Source organism: Pseudoxanthomonas sp. USHLN014 (genome assembly GCF_037153335.1).
GTDB lineage: Bacteria > Pseudomonadota > Gammaproteobacteria > Xanthomonadales > Xanthomonadaceae > Pseudoxanthomonas_A > Pseudoxanthomonas_A winnipegensis.
Genome location: NZ_JBBCKO010000004.1, coordinates 233,085 through 248,941, shown reverse-complemented (window position 1 = coordinate 248,941; position 15,857 = coordinate 233,085). Strand labels below are relative to the sequence as shown.

Below are 15,857 nucleotides of genomic sequence, written 5' to 3'. Positions count from 1 at the left end.
CTGCGCGGGGCAGGCTTGACAGGCCCGCGGGTCGGCGCGGGCCGGCCTCTACGCGTTCAGGCCCAAAGGCCTAGAACAATGCGACCTGTCCCAGCCCGGCCCGGCGCGCGGCGGCCTCGCGCACCGGCGCGAAGCTGTGACGGTGCTGCGGGCAGGGGCCGTGCGCGTCGAGCGCGGCCAGGTGCGCGGGCGTGCCGTAGCCCTTGTGCACGGCGAACCCGTATTCGGGATGGGTCTGGTGCAGCTCGCGCATCATCCGGTCGCGGGTGACCTTGGCCAGGATCGAGGCGGCCATGATCGCCCGGTCGCGGCCGTCGCCGCCGATCAGCGCATGGCCGGGGCAGGGCAGGCCGGCGGGCACGCGGTTGCCGTCGATATGGGCCACGCCGGCCACGTGCGCCACCGCTTCCACCGCCAGGCGCATGCCGAGCATCGTGGCCTGGTAGATGTTGAGCCGGTCGATGTCGGGCACCTCCAGCACCACCACGTGCCAGGCCAGCGCACGCTCGGTGATGCGGCCGTAGAACAGCTCGCGCTTGGCGGCGGTGAGTTGCTTGGAGTCGTCCAGCCCGTTGATGCGCGGCCGCGCCGGGTCGAACACCACCGTCGCCACCGTCAGCGGCCCGGCCAGCGGCCCGCGCCCGGCCTCGTCGACGCCGGCGACGAGCAGCCGGGACTCGGGACCGGGGACCGGGGACCCGTGGACGGGCGCTAGCGGATCGATCGCGCTCATGCCTGCTGCTCCGGGTCCCGGGTCCCGGGTCCCCGGTCCCGGAGGAGTTCATCCACCGCATCCGCCGCGCGCGCCGAGGCGTCCTGGCGCAGCAGGGCGTGCAGCTCCAGATAGCGTCCCTGCAGCGCGGCGACCGCCTCGGGATGCGCGAACCACGCCAGCACGGCCGCGGCCAGCCGGTCAGGCGTGCAGTCTTCCTGCATCAGCTCGGGCGCGAGGTCCTCACCGGCCAGGATGTTGGGCAGGGCGAAGCGCTTGACCTTCAGCAGACGCAGCCTGCGCGCCAGCCAGGCCGAGGCCGGGGCGACCTTGTAGCCCACCACCATCGCGCGCTTGGCCAGCATCGCCTCCAGCGTGGCCGTGCCCGAGGCCAGCAGCACCACGTCGCTGGCGACCATCGCCTCGCGCGCCTGGCCATCGAGCAGGCGCGGACGCGGCGAGCGGAAGGGCGTGGCGGCCAGCAGCGGCTCCAGCACGGCGTGCACGGCCGGGTTGGCGGCCGGAATCAGCACCTGCAGGCCAGGCACCTGCTCGGCCACGCGCAGGGCGGCATCGATGAAGTCCTGCGCCAGACGGCCGACCTCGCCCATGCGGCTGCCGGGCAGCACCGCCAGCACCGGCCGCGTGCCCAGTCCCAGCGCCGCGCGCGCGGCCTCGCGATCGGGCTGCAGCGGCAGCGCATCGGCCATGGGATGGCCGACATAGCGCGCATCCACGCCATGGCGCGCGTAGATGTCCGGTTCCATCGGGAACAGGCACAGCACCAGGTCGGCGCTGCGGCCGATCCGGTCGGCGCGCTTCTCGCGCCAGGCCCAGACCGAGGGGCTGACGTAATGCACGGTGGGCACGCCGCGCTGCTTGAGCCAGCGCTCCATGCCCAGATTGAAATCCGGCGCATCGATGCCGATGAACACGTCCGGCTGCCAGTCCAGCAGCTGCTGGCGCAGCGACTTGCGCAGGCGCAGCAGGCGCGGCAGATGGCGCAGGACCTCGGTCAGGCCCATCACCGCCAGTTCGCTGGCGTCGAACCACGCATCCAGCCCGGCCGCGCGCATGCCCGGACCGCCGATGCCGGCGAAGCGGGCCTCGGGATGGCGGTGGCGCAGCTGTGCGATCAATCCGGCGCCGAGCGCATCGCCGGAGGCCTCGCCGGCCACCAGCGCGATACGCGGCGCGCGTGCGCCCTGCGGACCTGCCATCAGCTCGGCCAGGGTGCGCGAGGAGCCGGCCGTCGTAGGCATCAGGCGTGCACCGCTCAACGCACCAGGCGGCGCTCGCCGTGGGCGATGAAGTCGAGCATGGCCTGCACATCGCTGCTGTCCTTGGCCTGCTCGGCCAGCTGCGCCTGGGCCTCGGCCAGCGGCAGGCCGGCCACGTACAGCGTGCGGTAGGCGCGCTTGATCGCGGCGATACGCTCGGCATCGAAGCCGCGGCGCTTGAGGCCTTCGCTGTTGATGCCGCGCGGGCGGCCATGATCGTCGGCGGCGAACATGGTGAACGGGGCGACATCGCCGCCGACCAGTGCGCCCATGCCGATGAAGGCGTGCGCGCCGACGCGGCAGAACTGATGCGCGCCGGAGAAGCCGCTGAAGATCACCCAGTCCTCGACCGTCACATGCCCGGCTAGGGTGGTGTTGTTGGAGAACACGCAGTGGTTGCCGACATGGCAGTCGTGCGCCACGTGGGTATAGGCCAGCATCCAGTTGTCATCGCCGATGCGGGTGACGGTGGTGCCGGTGACGGTGCCGCGGTTGAGCGTGACGAACTCGCGGAACACGTTGCGGTCGCCGATCACCAGTTCGGTGCGCTCGCCGGCGAACTTCTTGTCCTGCGGCGGTCCGCCCACGGCGACATGGCCGACGAAATGGTTCTCGCGGCCGATGCGGGTCGGGCCGGTGATCGAGCAGTGCGGGCCGACGATGCTGCCATCGCCCACTTCCACATCGGCGCCGATCAGGCTGAACGCACCGACCTGCACGCCGACGCCGAGCCTGGCGCCCGGGTCGACCACGGCCGAAGGGTGGATCAGGGTCTGCGCCATCGGCTCAATCTCCCTTGCCCTTGTCGACCTCGGCGCACAGCATCTCGGCGCAGGCGACCTGCTTGCCGTCCACGCGCGCGATGCCCTCGTACACGGCCATGTTGCGGATCTTGCGCTTGATGGTGACCTCCATCTCCAGGCGGTCGCCCGGCACCACCGGCGCGCTGAACTTCACGTTCTCCACCTTGACCAGGTAGAACAGCTTGCACGCGGCGGCCTCGCCGTTGGCGATCTGGGTGATCAGGCCGCCGGCCTGGGCCAGCGCCTCGATGATCAGCACGCCCGGCATCACCGAGCGCTCGGGGAAGTGCCCCATGAAGAACGGCTCGTTGAAGGTGACGTTCTTGTAGGCCTTGATGCGCGTGTCCGGCTCGAGTTCGGTCACCCGGTCCACCAGCAGGAACGGATAGCGATGCGGCAGCAGGCGCTGGATGGTTTCGATGGTGAGCGGCAGTTCCAGGTTCATCGTCATGGTGCTTCTTGGGTGTCCTTGCCGGAGGGAATCCGGCGGGCGAGCGCATCGAGCTGGCGGAAACGCGCCGCGTTCTTGCGCCAGGTGCGGACATCGGTGATGGGAAGGGAAGAGGCGTAGGTGCCCGGCTCGGTCACGGGACCTGCGACCATGGACATGGCCAGCACGGTGACTTTGTCGCCGATCTCCAGGTGGCCGGCCACGCCGACCTTGCCGGCCAGCATGCAGTACTGGCCGATCTTCGCGCTCCCTGCGATACCCACCTGCGCGGCCATGGCGGTGTGCGCGCCGACCTGCACGTTGTGGGCGATCTGGATGAGGTTGTCCACCCGCACATCCTCGGCCAGCACGGTGTCTTCCAGCGCGCCGCGATCGATACAGGTGTTGGCGCCGATCTCGCAATCGTCGCCGATCACCACGCCGCCCAGCTGCGGCACGTTGAGCCAGCGCCCGGCCTCCATCGCCAGGCCGAAGCCCTGCGCGCCGAGCACGGCGCCGGGATGCACGCGCACGCGTCGACCCAGGCGCACGCGCACCACCAGGGTGACGCGGGCGACGAGCTCGCAGCCTTCTTCCAGGCTGCAGTCCTCGCCGATCACGCAACCCGGGCCGACGATGCAGCGCTCGCCGACCACGCTGTTGGCGCCGATGTAGACATGCGCGCCGATGCTGGCGCTGGCGGCGATGCGCGCGGAAGGCTCGATCACCGCGCTGGGGTGAATGCCGGGCGCGCGCGGATAGGTCGGCTCGAACAGCTCGGAGACCTTGGCGAAAGCCGCATGCGGATCCTTGGCCACCAGCGCCACGCCGCGCACGCCCTCGACGTGATCGCGGCCGACGATCACCACCGAGGCCTGCGTGGAGGCCAGCAGGTCGGCGTAGCGCGGATTGGCCAGGAAGGCCAGCTGCCCGGGCTGCGCGCCGGCCAGCGTCGCCACGCCGGTCACGACGGTGTCGCCATCGCCATGCAGTTCCAGGCCGAAGCGCTCGGCCAGGGCGCCAGCCGTCTGGGAAGAAGGAGTGGTCATCGGCGGCATTTTACCCCGGACCCGCACCGCACAAGCGAAGGCCCGGTCGAGCCGGGCCTTTGCCTGTGCCAGCGAGGGTCGACGCGTGGCGCTTAGAACGAGCCGCCGAAGGTGAACTGCAGGCGCTCGATCTCATCGCCCGGCTGGGTCTTGAGCGGGAAGGCGTAGCTGATCGAGATCGGGCCCACCGGCGCGCGCCACAGCAGCGCCACGCCCGTGGAGGCGCGCAGGTCGTTGGCGTGGAAGTTGTCGTAGCCGTTGAACACGTTGCCCACGTCGATGAAGGCCGAGATGCGCGCGGCGTTGGAATCGAACAGCTTCGGGAACAGCATCTCGATCTGGCCGATCGTCTTGAGCGAACCACCCAGCGGCTGGCCGCGGTTGTAGTAGGCGGTCGGTTCCGAACGCGGGCCCAGGGTGTTGTCCTCGAAGCCGCGCACCGAGCGCACGCCGCCGGCGTAGAAGTTCTCGTAGAACGGCAGGCCGGTGGCGGTGAAGGTCTCCGCGACCGCGCCGGCCGTGCCGCACGCCACGGCGACGTCGGTGGCCGGGTCCTTGCAGATCACGCGCGAGGTGTCGCTGCCGTAACTGTTGCCGTAGCCGATCTCACCACCGGTGCGCAGCACGAAGGCCGGGCTGAGCGGCCAGTACTTGGAGAACTCGTAGTTGAGCTTGTAGTACTCCACGGTCGAGCCGGGCAGGGTGATTTCCGCCGAGACGCGCTGATAGGTGCCGCGGGTGGGCATCCAGTAGTCGTTGCGCGTATCGCGCGCCCAGCCGACCTGGGTGCGCCAGGCGTGGAAGGTGCGGCTGCCCAGCGCCTTGACGTAGTCGACGATGGCCTGCGGGGTGTAGTTGTCGTAGGTGCTGACCTGGGTCGAGTCGACGCCGAACATGACCGAGATGCTGTCGCTCTCGCTCAGCGGGATGCCCAGGATCGTCTGCGCGGCGACGTTACGCGAGGAGTACGCGGCGGTGTTGTAGTCCGAGTAGTCCAGGTCGCTGTAGGACAGGTTGTAGCCCAGCGACACGCCGTCGTCGGTGAAGTACGGGTTGGTGAAGGAGAACGAGTAGCGGCTCAGGTAGTCGCTGCGCGAGGCCTCGACCGATACGCGGTTGCCGCCGCCCAGGAAGTTGTTCTGCGACAGCTGCACCGAGGTGGTGATGCCGGACAGCTGCGAATAGCCCAGGCCGAACACGAAGCTGCCCGAGGTGGTTTCCTTGACGTTGTAGATCACGTCCACCTGATCGCGCGTGCCCGGCACCGGCTGGGTCTGCACGTCCACGGTCTCGAAATAGCCCAGGCGCTGCAGGCGGATCTTGGAACGGTCGATCGCCGCCTGCGAGTACCAGGCGCCTTCGAACTGGCGCATCTCGCGGCGCAGCACCTCGTCGGCGGTGCGGCTGTTGCCCTTGAACTCGATGCGGCGCACGTTGACGCGCGGGCCCGGCACGACCTGGAAGTTGATGCCGACCGTGCGCTTGTCGCGGTCGATGGTCGGGATCGGATTGACCTGGGCGAAGGCGTAGCCGATGTTGCCCAACGTGGCGGTGATGCCGTCGGAGGTCATCTCCAGCAGGCGGCGCGAGAAGATCTGGCCCTTGCGCACCAGCACCATCTTCTCCACGCGCTCCTGCGGCAGGATCGTGTCGCCGCTGACCTTGACGTCCGAGACGGTGTACTGCTCGCCCTCGGTCACCCCGCCGGTGATGAACATGTCCTTCTTGTCCGGGCTGATCGCGACCTGGGTCGAATCCAGGCTGAAATCCACGTAGCCGCGGTCCAGGTACCAGGAGTTGAGCTTCTCGATGTCGCCGGAGAGCTTTTCCTTGGAGTACTGGTCGTCGCGCTTGTACCAGGACAGCCAGTTGTGTTCCTGCGACTCCCAGCCCTCGCGGATGTCTTCCTGCGGGAACTTCTCGGTGCCGATCAGGTTGATGTGGCGGATCTTGGCCGCCTTGCCTTCCTTGATCGCGATGGTCACGTCCACGCGGTTGCGGTCCAGCGGGCTGACCGTCGGGGTGATCTGGACGTTGTACTTGCCGCGGTTGTTGTACTGGCGCACCAGCTCCTGGGTGACGCGGTCCAGCGCCAGGCGGTCGAAGGTGCCGCCCTCGGACAGGCCGATGTCGTTCAGGCCTTTGGTCAGGTCCTCGGTCTTGATGTCCTTGTTGCCGGTCAGCGTCAGCTTGTTGATCGCCGGACGCTCCTTCAGCGTGACCACCAGGATCGAGCCCTGGCGCGAGAGCTGCACGTTCTCGAAGAAGCCGGTCTTGTACAGCGCGCGGATCGCCTCGCCGATCTTGGCCTGGGTCACCGTGTCGCCGCGCTCGATCGGCAGGTAGGTCAGCACCGTGCCGCTGGAGATGCGCTGCACCCCGTCCACGCGGATGTCGCTGGCCACGAAGTCCGAGGCCGAGGCCGGGGCGGCCGGCTGCGTGCCGAAGGCCGGCGCGGACGGCTGCTGCTGCGAGCCGAACGGCGGCACCGTGCCGGTCGACTGGGCCCAGGCCGGTGCCGCGATGGCCGAAGCCAGGGCAAGGGCGAGCAGGCGGCGGGTCGGGAGTCGCGTCATCATCACATCCGTCGAAAAACTGGTTTTGGAGTGACCCCGTGCGGGGCCGGGCCGCGACGCGGCCATGGAAGAGGTAGTGGAGGGCATCAGATCACCGGGCGCAGGATATCGTTGTACAGCGCCAGCCCCATCAGGCCAGCCAGGAAGGCCAGGCCCACGAACTGGCCCGCAGCCATGGCCCGCTCGCTGAGCGGGCTGCCCTTGACCAACTCGATAAGGTAATACAGCAGGTGTCCGCCGTCCAAGACCGGGATCGGCAGCAGGTTGACGATGGCCAGGCTCAGCGAGAGCAGGGCCAGGAACTGCAGGAACCAGGTCAGGCCGCGTTCGGCCGAGGCATTGGCCACCTTGGCGATGGTGATCGGCCCGGAAACGCCCTGCAGCGAGGCGTGGCCGGTCACCATGCGCCGGATCATGCCCAGCGAATCGGAGGCCAGCTGCCAGGTCTGGCGCAGGGCGGCGGGGATCGCCTGCAGCGGCCCGTAGCGCTGCAGCGCGTCGTAGGCCGGGGCGGTGTCGCGGCCCAGGGAGATGCCCAGACCCCAGTAATGCGCGCCGCTGGCCGGGTCGGTCATCTGCCGCGGCCGCAGCGGCAGGGCCAGGCGGCTGCCCTCGCGTTCGACCTCGATCATGACCTCGCCGCCGCGCGCGCCCAGGGTCTGCACCAGCGGACGCAGGTCGGCGGCCTGCTGCACCGGCTCGCCGTCGATGGCGGTGATCAGGTCGCCGACCTGCAGCACGCCGGCGGCGGGCGAATCGGCCGCGACCGCGCGCACCTGCGCCGGATCGACCAGGAACTGCCAGCGCAGGCCCAGCGTCCCGGCCACGTCCTGCTCGTTGAAGCCGGCCGGCACGCGCGAGGTGTAGACCGTGCGTTCCAGCGTATTGCCCGCCGCGTCCTCGACCCGGGCGCGCGCGTCGCGCCCGTCCATCGCCGCGCCGGTCAGCTCGATCGTGGCCTCGGTCGCGGTCGGGGTGCTGCGACCGTCCACGTCCAGGATGCGGTCGCCCGGGCGCAGGCCGGACTGCTGGGCGATGCCGGCCACGTGGCCGACCACCGGGGCGAAATCCTCCTTGCCGATCACGAACATGGCCCACAGCAGGGCCACGCACAGGATCAGGTTAGCGATCGGCCCGGCCGCGACGATGGCGATGCGCTGGCCGACCGGCTTGCGGTTGAAGGCCTCGTGCAGGCGCTCGGCGGGCACGTCGGCCTCGCGCTCGTCCAGCATCTTGACGTAGCCGCCCAGCGGGATCGGCGCGATGGCGAACTCGGTGCCGTGGCGGTCGCGGCGCGACCACAGCGGCTTGCCGAAGCCCACCGAGAAGCGCAGCACGCCCACGCCGCAACGGCGCGCGACCCAGTAATGGCCGAATTCATGGAAGGTGACCAGCACGCCGAGTGCGACGATCAGCCACCAGATGGAGCCTGCGATATCACTCATGCGGAAACGGCGTGGCCTGTGGTGCGGTGGATCCAGTCCTGGCTGAAGCGCCGCGCGAGGCCATCGGCCGCCAGCAGCGCCTCCAGCGTCTCGGCCGGGGCATGCGCATGGGCGGCGAGGGCATCCTCGACCAATGCAGGGATCGCTAGGAAACCGATCCGGCCCTGAAGAAAGGCTGAAACGGCCGATTCGTTGGCCGCGTTGAGCACCGCCGGCGCCGCGCCGCCGGCCGCCAGGGCCTCCCAGGCCAGCCGCAGGCAGGGGAAGGCCTCCATGTCCGGTGCCTCGAAGTCCAGCCGGCCGTGCGCCAGCAGGTCCAGCCCGCCCACGCCCGATTCCAGCCGCTGCGGCCAGCCCAGGCCGACCGACAGGGCGGTGCGCATGTCCGGCAGGCCCAGCTGGGCCAGAGTCGAGCCGTCGATGAAGTCCACCAGCGAATGCACCAGGCTCTGCGGGTGTACCAGCACGTCCAGCCGCTCGCGGCCGACGTCGAACAGGTGCGCGGCCTCGATCAGCTCCAGGCCCTTGTTCATCAGCGTGGCCGAATCCACCGAGATCTTCGGCCCCATCGACCACTTGGGATGGGCCACGGCCTGGGCCACGGTGACCGTCTCCAGCGAGGCGCGGCTGCGCCCGCGGAACGGCCCGCCCGAGGCGGTCAGGATGATCCGGCGCACCTGCGCCCCGGCCTGGCGCGAGCCCAGGCACTGGAAGATGGCGTTGTGTTCGCTGTCGATCGGCACGATGTCCGCGCCGGAGGCCTGCGCCGCGGCGATCACCAGGGCGCCGGCCAGCACCAGCGATTCCTTGTTGGCCAGCAGCAGGCGCTTGCCGGCGCGCGCGGCGGCCAGGGTGGAGGACAGCCCGGCGGCGCCGACGATGGCGGCCACGACCGTGTCGCAGGCCTGACCGGCCACCAGCGCGTCCAGCGCCGCCTCGCCGGCATGCGCCTGGATGGCGGACAGGCCGGCGTCGGCCAGCGCGTCGCGCAGCTCGGCGTAGCGGGCCGGATCGGCGATCACGGCATGGTCGGGACGGTGGCTGCGGCACAGCGCGACCAGCGCCGGGACATTGCTGCCGGCCGCCAGCACGGTCGCGCGCAGCTGGTCCGGGTGCCGGGCGATCACGTCCAGCGCGGAGCTGCCGATCGAGCCGGTGGCGCCGAGCACGGCGACGCGACGCGAGAAGGGAACAGGCGCATCCATCGGCTTAGAACCCCAGCAGCTCGCGGCCGATCAGGAACACCGGCAGCGCGGCGATCACGCCGTCGATGCGGTCCAGCACGCCGCCGTGGCCGGGGATCAGGTGGCCGGAATCCTTGGCCCCGACATGTCGCTTGAGCAGGCTCTCGAACAGGTCGCCGGCCACCGAGAACAGCACGGTCACCACGCACACCAGGGCCAGCGCCGGCATCTGCGCCAGCGACACGCCCGCCAGCCAGCCGCCGAGCAGGCCGATGACCACGCCGCCGATCAGCCCGCCGGCCAGGCCCTCGATGGTCTTGTTGGGGCTGATGCGCGGGGCCAGCTTGTGCTTGCCGAAGGCGCGCCCGGCGAAATAGGCGCCGCTGTCGGCGGCCCAGACCAGCGCCAGGGCGGTCAGCAGCCACAGATGGCCGCTCATGCCGGCTTTCGGGTCGAAGCTGTTGGAGTGGATCAGGCACAGCGCGCACCAGGCCGGCACCACCGCCAGCGTGCCGGCGGCCAGCTTGAACAGCCGCGCCCAGGTCCGGTGGTCCGAGGCGAAGGCGTAGAAGCGCAGCCACAGCAGCGCCAGCACCCACCACGCCACGCCGACCAGCGACACCAGCTGGAACAGCGCCGGCGAAAGCCCGCTCGGCGCGCGGCTGGCCCAGGTCAGCAGCACCATCAGCGCCAGGTTGAGCAGGACCAGCACGGTGCGCGCCAGGGTGTCGTCCACCTCGGCCAGCTTCAGCCATTCCCACAGGCCGATCAGGAACAGCGCGGCGGCCAGCGCGGCCAGCCACGGCGTGGGCAGCAGCACGATGGCGGCGATCGCCAGCGGCGCCATCACCAGCGCGGCGATCACGCGGACGCGGGTCATGCGGGAGCTCCCTGTGTGGCGACCTGCTCACCGGTCAGGCCGAAGCGGCGCTCGCGCTGGGCGAAATCGTCCAGGGCGGCTTGCAGTACGCCGGCATCCAGGTCGGGCCACAGGGTCTCGGTGAACCACAGTTCGGTATAGGCCAGCTGCCACAGCAGGAAGTTGCTGATGCGGTGGTCGCCGCCGGTGCGGATGAACAGGTCCGGCGGCGGCAGGTCGGCCAGCGCCACGCGCGCATCCAGGCTGGCCTCGTCGATGTCTTCCGGCCGCAGCCGGCCGGCCGCTACCTCCACGGCCAGGGCGCGCGCCGCGTCGGTCAGGTCCTGGCGACCGCCGTAGCTGGCGGCGATCGCCAGGGTCAGCGCGGTGTTGGCGGCGGTCTGCGCCTCGGCCGCGGCCATGCGCGCCACGATCGCCGGTGCGAACCGCGCGCGCTGGCCGATGAAGCGGATGCGCACGCCGCGGCGGTGCAGCTCATCGACCTCGCGCTCCAGCGCGCCCATGAACAGCTTCATCAGCGCACTCACCTCCTCGGCCGGGCGGCCCCAGTTCTCGCTGGAGAAGGCGAACAGGGTCAGCGCCTCGATGCCGCGCTCCAGGCAGAAGTCGATGCACAGGTTGACCGCGCGCGCGCCGGCGCGGTGGCCGATCATGCGCGGGCGATGGCGGCGCTGCGCCCAGCGGCCGTTGCCATCCATGATGATGGCCAGGTGGCGCGGCTGGGCGCGGGGCAGGGCGGGCGGCATGGCGGTCATGAGGGCGGTGTGACCCGCTCAGACGGCCATCAGTTCCTGCTCCTTGGCCTTGACCACCTCGTCGACGTCCTTGATCGCCTTGTCGGTGAGCTTCTGGATCTCGTCCTCGCTGCGGCGCACCTCGTCCTCGGTGATCTGCTTGTCCTTGAGCAGGTCCTTGACCTGCTGGTTGGCGTCGCGGCGCACATTGCGGATGGCGACCTTGGTGTCCTCGCCTTCGCTGTGCACGACCTTGGACAGGTCGCGGCGGCGCTCCTCGGTCAGGGCCGGGATGTTGATGCGGATGACCGTGCCGGCGGTGTTGGGCGTCAGGCCCAGGTCGGAGGCCAGGATGGCCTTCTCCACGGCCGAGACCATCTGCTTCTCCCACGGGGTGATGGTCAGCGAGCGCGCATCGGCCACCGACACGGTGGCCACCTGCGACAGCGGCATGTCCGAGCCGTAGTAGTTGACCTTCAGATGATCGACCAGGGCCGGGGTGGCGCGACCGGTGCGCAGCTTGGTCAGGGCCTGGCGCAGCGACTCGACGCTCTTGTTCATGCGCGCCTGCGCGTCGTTCTTGATGTCGTTCAGCATCGTCGGGTCCTGGGATTCGTCAAACCCGGGATTATAGGTCAAAGCCGGCACTGGCCGGACTTGGGCTCAGTGGTGATGCGGCGCCGATGCCGCTTCGCCGCCGGCGGGGCGGCAGGGCTGCTGGCAGGCCTGGCCGCGCTCGAGCTGCAAGGTGGCGTGGCCGATGCCGAAGCGCTCGGCCAGTGCGCTGGCGGTGGCCTCGATGAAGGCGTCCTCGTCCTGCGCCTCGGGCCGCACCACGTGCGCGGTCAGCGCGGTCTGCCCTGCGCCCAGCGGCCAGATATGCAGGTGGTGCACCGCGGTAACGCCGGGGCGCGAGGCCAGGAAGGCCTCCACGGCGGCCTGGTCGATGTGCCCGGGCACCGCGTCCATGGCCGCGGCGAAGCTCTCGCGCAGCAGGCCGTAGGTGCCGATCGCGATCACCACGCTGATCACCAGGGCAGTGGTCGGGTCCAGCCATTCCCAGCCCAGCCACCACATGCCCAGGCCCGCCAGGACCGCGGCCAGCGACACCGCCGCATCGGCCATCAGGTGCAGCACCGCGCCGCGGCGGTTGAGGTCGCTGCCGCCGTGGCTGTGGCCATGCCCGCTGTGCAGCAGCCAGCCCGCGCCCAGATTGACGGCGATGCCGATCGCGGCCACCACCATCACCGGGATGGCGGGGATCGAGGGCGGCTCGCTGAAGCGGCGGATCGCCTCCCAGGCCAGGCCGCCGGAGAACACCATCAGCACGATCGCGTTGGCCAGCGGCGCCAGCAGGGTGGCCTTGCCCCAGCCATAGGTGTGGCTGGCGGTGGGCTGACGGCGCGCCATGGCCGCCGCCGCCCAGGCCAGGGCCAGGCCGAGGACATCGCCGAGGTTGTGCAGCGCGTCGCTCAGCAGCGCCAGCGAATTGGTGTGGAAACCGTAGCCGGCCTCCAGGGCGGTATAGGCCAGGTTGACCAGCATCGCCACCGCGTAGCCGCGGGTGCCGCTGTCGTGGTCGTGCGCGCCACCGGCGGCGGCGCCGTGCGCGTGGCCATGGTCATGACCGGCGTGGTCATGGCCGTGGTCTGCGTGATCGTGGGAGTGGGAGTGCGCCATGGGGCGGCAGGGTGAGGCCGGCGGGGCGCGGACACAATTACAGGATCACGAAGTGACCGCGCAAGAGCGAGAAGTGCGCGTAGAGGAGTGGAGTGAGGAGTGAGCGAAAGCGGCGGGCTGCAGGCTTCCGCTCACTTCTCTGCGCTCATTCTTCTCAATCGCCTCAGCCCCGGCCTTCCACCAGCGTGCCGATGTTCTCGCCGCGCAGGATGTTCATCAGGTTGCCCGGCACCGACAGGTCGTAGATGCGCAGCGGCACGGCGCTGTCGCGGCACAGGGCGAAGGCGGCGGTATCCATCACCTCCAGGCCGCGGCGGATCACCTCGTCGTAGGTCAGCGTGTCGAAACGCTTGGCGTCGGGGAACTTGCGCGGGTCCTTGTCGTAGACGCCGTCGACCTTGGTCGCCTTGAGCAGCAGATCGGCCTCGATCTCGATCGCGCGCAGCGCCGCGCCCGAGTCGGTGGTGAAGAAGGGGTTGCCGGTGCCGGCGGCGAAGATCGCGATGCGGCCCTTTTCCAGGTGGCGCACGGCGCGGCGGCGGATGTAGTCCTCGCACACGTCGTTGATCTTCAGCGCGCTCATCACGCGCACCTTGGCGCCGAGCTTTTCCAGCGCGTCCTGCATGGCCAGCGCGTTGATGACCGTGGCCAGCATGCCCATCTGGTCGCCGGTGACCCGGTCCATGCCGCCGGCGGCCAGGCCGGCGCCGCGGAAGATGTTGCCGCCGCCGATCACCAGCGCGACCTCGGCGCCCGCATCGCGCGCCTCGATGATCTCGCGGGCGATGCGGCCGATCACCTTTGGATCGATGCCGTAGTCCTCAGATCCCATCAGCGCCTCCCCGGAGAGTTTCAGCAGGATGCGGCGATAGGCGAGGGGCGCGGTCATCGGGGGGGAACCTTGGCTTGGACAAACGTCGGCCAGTCTAGCCGACGCCGGCCGGGGCGAGAAGCGAGGCGTGCGTGGAGAGCAGTGAGCGGGAGCGTCCGCTTTGGCTCACGCCTCACTTCTCAACGCGCACAGCTGCGCTCAGACTTCCAGCGAGGCCAGGTCTCCCTTCGTCTCCAGCCACGTCGCGCGGATGTTTCCGGCGTAGCGGCGTCCGGGCCGTCGCTACGGCTGATAAAAGTGAATCGCCAGGATCACACTTCCAGCGACGCCAGATCGCCCTTGGTTTCGAGCCAGGCCTTCCTGTCCGAAGCCCGCTTCTTGGCCAGCAGCATGTCCATCAGGCCGGTGGTCTGCTCGGCGTCGTCCACGGTCAGCTGGACCAGGCGGCGGGTGTCGGGATGGATGGTCGATTCGCGCAGCTGCGAGGGATTCATCTCGCCCAGGCCCTTGAAGCGGGTCACGTTGACCTGGCCCTTGAGCTTCTCGCGCGCGATCTTTTCCAGCAGCAGGCGCTTCTCCTCCTCGTCCAGCGCGTAGAACACCTGCTTGCCCACGTCCACGCGGAACAGCGGCGGCATCGCCACGAATACGTGGCCGGCGGCGACCAGCGCCGGGAAATGCTTGAGGAACAGGGCCGAGAGCAGGGTGGCGATGTGCAGGCCGTCGGAGTCGGCGTCGGCCAGGATCACCACCTTGCCGTAGCGCAGGCCGGAGATGTCGTCCTTGCCCGGGTCGCAGCCGATGGCGATGGCCAGGTTGTGCACTTCCTCGGAGGCCAGCACGCTGCCGGAGGCCACTTCCCAGGTGTTCAGGATCTTGCCGCGCAGCGGCATGATCGCCTGGAAGTCCTTGTCGCGCGCCTGCTTGGCGCTGCCGCCGGCCGAGTCGCCTTCCACCAGGAACAGCTCGGTGCGCGAGAGGTCCTGGCTGATGCAGTCGGCCAGCTTGCCGGGCAGGGCGGGGCCGGAAGTGACCTTCTTGCGGACGATCTGCTTCTCGGTCTTCAGCCGCGCGCTGGCGCGGTCGATGGCGATCTGGGCGATCTGCAGGCCGGTCTCGACATGCTGGTTGAGCCACAGGCTGAAGGCGTCGTGCGCGGCGCCCTCGATGAAGCCTGCGGCCTGGCGCGAGGACAGGCGCTCCTTGGTCTGGCCGGAGAACTGCGGGTCGGTCATCTTCAGGCTGAGCACGAAGGCGACCCGGTCCCACACGTCCTCCGGCGCCAGCTTGATCCCGCGCGGCAGCAGGTTGCGGAAGTCGCAGAACTCGCGCAGCGCATCGGTCAGGCCCGAGCGCAGGCCGTTGACGTGGGTGCCGTGCTGGGCGGTGGGGATCAGGTTGACGTAGCTCTCCTGCACCAGCTCGCCTTCCGGCACCCAGGCCACGGCCCAGTCCACCACCTCGGTGTCCTTCTTCAGCACGCCGACGAACAGCTCGGCCGGCAGCAGCTCGCGCCCGGCCAGCTCGCCCTTGAGGTAGTCGCGCAGGCCGTCCTCGTAGTGCCAGCTGTCCTGCTCGCCGGTGGCCTCGTCGAACAGCTTGACCGTTAGGCCCGGGCACAGCACGGCCTTGGCGCGCAGCAGGTGGCGCAGGGCGCGCACGTTGATCTTGGGCGTGTCGAAGTACTTCGGGTCGGGCCAGAAGCGCAGGCGCGTGCCGGTGTTCTTCTTGCCGACCGTGCCGACCACCTCCAGCGGGCTGGCGCGGTCGCCGTCGCGGAAGGTGATGCGGTGCTCGGCACCCTCGCGCTTGATGTGGATCTCCACCAGCGTGGACAGCGCGTTGACCACGCTCACGCCCACGCCGTGCAGGCCGCCGGAGAAGGTGTAGTTCTTGTTGCTGAACTTGCCGCCGGCGTGCAGGCGGGTGAGGATCAGCTCGACGCCGGGGATCTTCTCCTCCGGGTGGATGTCCACCGGCATGCCGCGGCCGTCGTCGGCCACCTCGACGCTGCCGTCCTTGTACAGGGTGACCTCCACGGTCCTGGCATGGCCGCCCAGCGCCTCGTCCACCGAGTTGTCGATGACTTCCTGCGCCAGGTGATTGGGGCGCGAGGTGTCGGTGTACATGCCGGGCCGGCGCTTGACCGGGTCCAGGCCGGAGAGGACTTCGATATCGGCAGCGTTGTAGCGGGTATTCATTGAACTCGATCAGGTCGTGTGGGTGCCACGAAGGGCGGCAAGTGTGCGGTC

The 15,857-nt window shown here is 69.8% G+C and carries 14 protein-coding genes; all 14 read right to left on the bottom strand.

From position 1 onward, the window contains the following. Positions 1–70: 70 nt before the first annotated feature. The 14 genes from WFQ05_RS10230 to parE all read right to left on the bottom strand — a co-directional run bounded on the left by WFQ05_RS10230 (position 71) and on the right by parE (position 15,806). Entirely contained in the window at positions 71–733 is a 663-nt protein-coding gene (locus WFQ05_RS10230) for a ribonuclease HII (protein WP_337053715.1), read from the bottom strand. Further along, entirely contained in the window at positions 730–1,974 is a 1,245-nt protein-coding gene (lpxB, locus tag WFQ05_RS10225) for a lipid-A-disaccharide synthase (protein ID WP_337053714.1), read from the bottom strand. Before lpxB ends, WFQ05_RS10230 begins: the two co-directional genes overlap by 4 nt. Positions 1,975–1,988: 14 nt before the next feature. After that, positions 1,989–2,774 (bottom strand): acyl-ACP--UDP-N-acetylglucosamine O-acyltransferase, encoded by a 786-nt coding sequence (gene lpxA, locus WFQ05_RS10220; protein WP_130531678.1) that lies wholly within the window; start codon positions 2,772–2,774, stop codon positions 1,989–1,991. A gap of 4 nt (positions 2,775–2,778) precedes the next feature. Further along, positions 2,779–3,246 (bottom strand): 3-hydroxyacyl-ACP dehydratase FabZ, encoded by a 468-nt coding sequence (fabZ, locus tag WFQ05_RS10215; protein ID WP_130521358.1) that lies wholly within the window; start codon positions 3,244–3,246, stop codon positions 2,779–2,781. Beyond that, entirely contained in the window at positions 3,243–4,274 is a 1,032-nt protein-coding gene (gene lpxD, locus WFQ05_RS10210; protein ID WP_130531677.1) for a UDP-3-O-(3-hydroxymyristoyl)glucosamine N-acyltransferase, read from the bottom strand. Before lpxD ends, fabZ begins: the two co-directional genes overlap by 4 nt. Before the next feature lie 92 nt (positions 4,275–4,366). After that, positions 4,367–6,850 (bottom strand): outer membrane protein assembly factor BamA, encoded by a 2,484-nt coding sequence (gene bamA / locus WFQ05_RS10205; RefSeq protein ID WP_130521362.1) that lies wholly within the window; start codon positions 6,848–6,850, stop codon positions 4,367–4,369. Between the two features lie 86 nt (positions 6,851–6,936). Next, complete coding sequence (rseP, locus tag WFQ05_RS10200) at positions 6,937–8,295, bottom strand: RIP metalloprotease RseP (RefSeq protein WP_130522884.1); 1,359 nt, start codon at positions 8,293–8,295, stop codon at positions 6,937–6,939. Then, a complete protein-coding gene (gene dxr, locus WFQ05_RS10195; RefSeq protein WP_130533401.1) occupies positions 8,292–9,500 on the bottom strand; it encodes a 1-deoxy-D-xylulose-5-phosphate reductoisomerase in 1,209 nt (402 codons plus the stop codon). Before dxr ends, rseP begins: the two co-directional genes overlap by 4 nt. Positions 9,501–9,504: 4 nt before the next feature. Beyond that, the gene (locus WFQ05_RS10190) at positions 9,505–10,359 is read right to left on the bottom strand and encodes a phosphatidate cytidylyltransferase (protein WP_337053713.1); all 855 of its coding nucleotides are present in this window, start codon (positions 10,357–10,359) and stop codon (positions 9,505–9,507) included. Next, entirely contained in the window at positions 10,356–11,114 is a 759-nt protein-coding gene (uppS, locus tag WFQ05_RS10185) for a polyprenyl diphosphate synthase (RefSeq protein ID WP_130531672.1), read from the bottom strand. The genes WFQ05_RS10190 and uppS overlap by 4 nt, the downstream gene beginning before the upstream one ends. Positions 11,115–11,132: 18 nt before the next feature. Continuing rightward, a complete protein-coding gene (gene frr / locus WFQ05_RS10180; RefSeq protein WP_130522880.1) occupies positions 11,133–11,690 on the bottom strand; it encodes a ribosome recycling factor in 558 nt (185 codons plus the stop codon). 66 nt (positions 11,691–11,756) lie between these two features. Further along, the gene (locus WFQ05_RS10175; protein ID WP_337053712.1) at positions 11,757–12,773 is read right to left on the bottom strand and encodes a cation diffusion facilitator family transporter; all 1,017 of its coding nucleotides are present in this window, start codon (positions 12,771–12,773) and stop codon (positions 11,757–11,759) included. A gap of 163 nt (positions 12,774–12,936) precedes the next feature. Then, entirely contained in the window at positions 12,937–13,662 is a 726-nt protein-coding gene (pyrH, locus tag WFQ05_RS10170; protein ID WP_130521376.1) for a UMP kinase, read from the bottom strand. Between the two features lie 254 nt (positions 13,663–13,916). Continuing rightward, positions 13,917–15,806, bottom strand: a complete 1,890-nt coding sequence (gene parE / locus WFQ05_RS10165) for a DNA topoisomerase IV subunit B (RefSeq protein ID WP_130521378.1) — start codon at positions 15,804–15,806, stop codon at positions 13,917–13,919. Between the last annotated feature and the right edge of the window lie 51 nt (positions 15,807–15,857).

Excerpts from the sequence above, each read along its gene's own strand:
- lpxD (WP_130531677.1), bottom strand. The coding sequence starts at position 4,274 with ATGACCACTCCTTCTTCCCAGACGGCTGGCGCCCTGGCCGAGCGCTTC.
- rseP (WP_130522884.1), bottom strand. The coding sequence starts at position 8,295 with ATGAGTGATATCGCAGGCTCCATCTGGTGGCTGATCGTCGCACTCGGC.
- frr (WP_130522880.1), bottom strand. The coding sequence starts at position 11,690 with ATGCTGAACGACATCAAGAACGACGCGCAGGCGCGCATGAACAAGAGC.
- parE (WP_130521378.1), bottom strand. The coding sequence starts at position 15,806 with ATGAATACCCGCTACAACGCTGCCGATATCGAAGTCCTCTCCGGCCTG.
- lpxB (WP_337053714.1), bottom strand. The coding sequence starts at position 1,974 with ATGCCTACGACGGCCGGCTCCTCGCGCACCCTGGCCGAGCTGATGGCA.
- dxr (WP_130533401.1), bottom strand. The coding sequence starts at position 9,500 with ATGGATGCGCCTGTTCCCTTCTCGCGTCGCGTCGCCGTGCTCGGCGCC.
- WFQ05_RS10230 (WP_337053715.1), bottom strand. The coding sequence starts at position 733 with ATGAGCGCGATCGATCCGCTAGCGCCCGTCCACGGGTCCCCGGTCCCC.
- WFQ05_RS10190 (WP_337053713.1), bottom strand. The coding sequence starts at position 10,359 with ATGACCCGCGTCCGCGTGATCGCCGCGCTGGTGATGGCGCCGCTGGCG.
- lpxA (WP_130531678.1), bottom strand. The coding sequence starts at position 2,774 with ATGGCGCAGACCCTGATCCACCCTTCGGCCGTGGTCGACCCGGGCGCC.
- pyrH (WP_130521376.1), bottom strand. The coding sequence starts at position 13,662 with ATGACCGCGCCCCTCGCCTATCGCCGCATCCTGCTGAAACTCTCCGGG.
- bamA (WP_130521362.1), bottom strand. The coding sequence starts at position 6,850 with ATGACGCGACTCCCGACCCGCCGCCTGCTCGCCCTTGCCCTGGCTTCG.
- WFQ05_RS10175 (WP_337053712.1), bottom strand. The coding sequence starts at position 12,773 with ATGGCGCACTCCCACTCCCACGATCACGCAGACCACGGCCATGACCAC.
- fabZ (WP_130521358.1), bottom strand. The coding sequence starts at position 3,246 with ATGACGATGAACCTGGAACTGCCGCTCACCATCGAAACCATCCAGCGC.
- uppS (WP_130531672.1), bottom strand. The coding sequence starts at position 11,114 with ATGACCGCCATGCCGCCCGCCCTGCCCCGCGCCCAGCCGCGCCACCTG.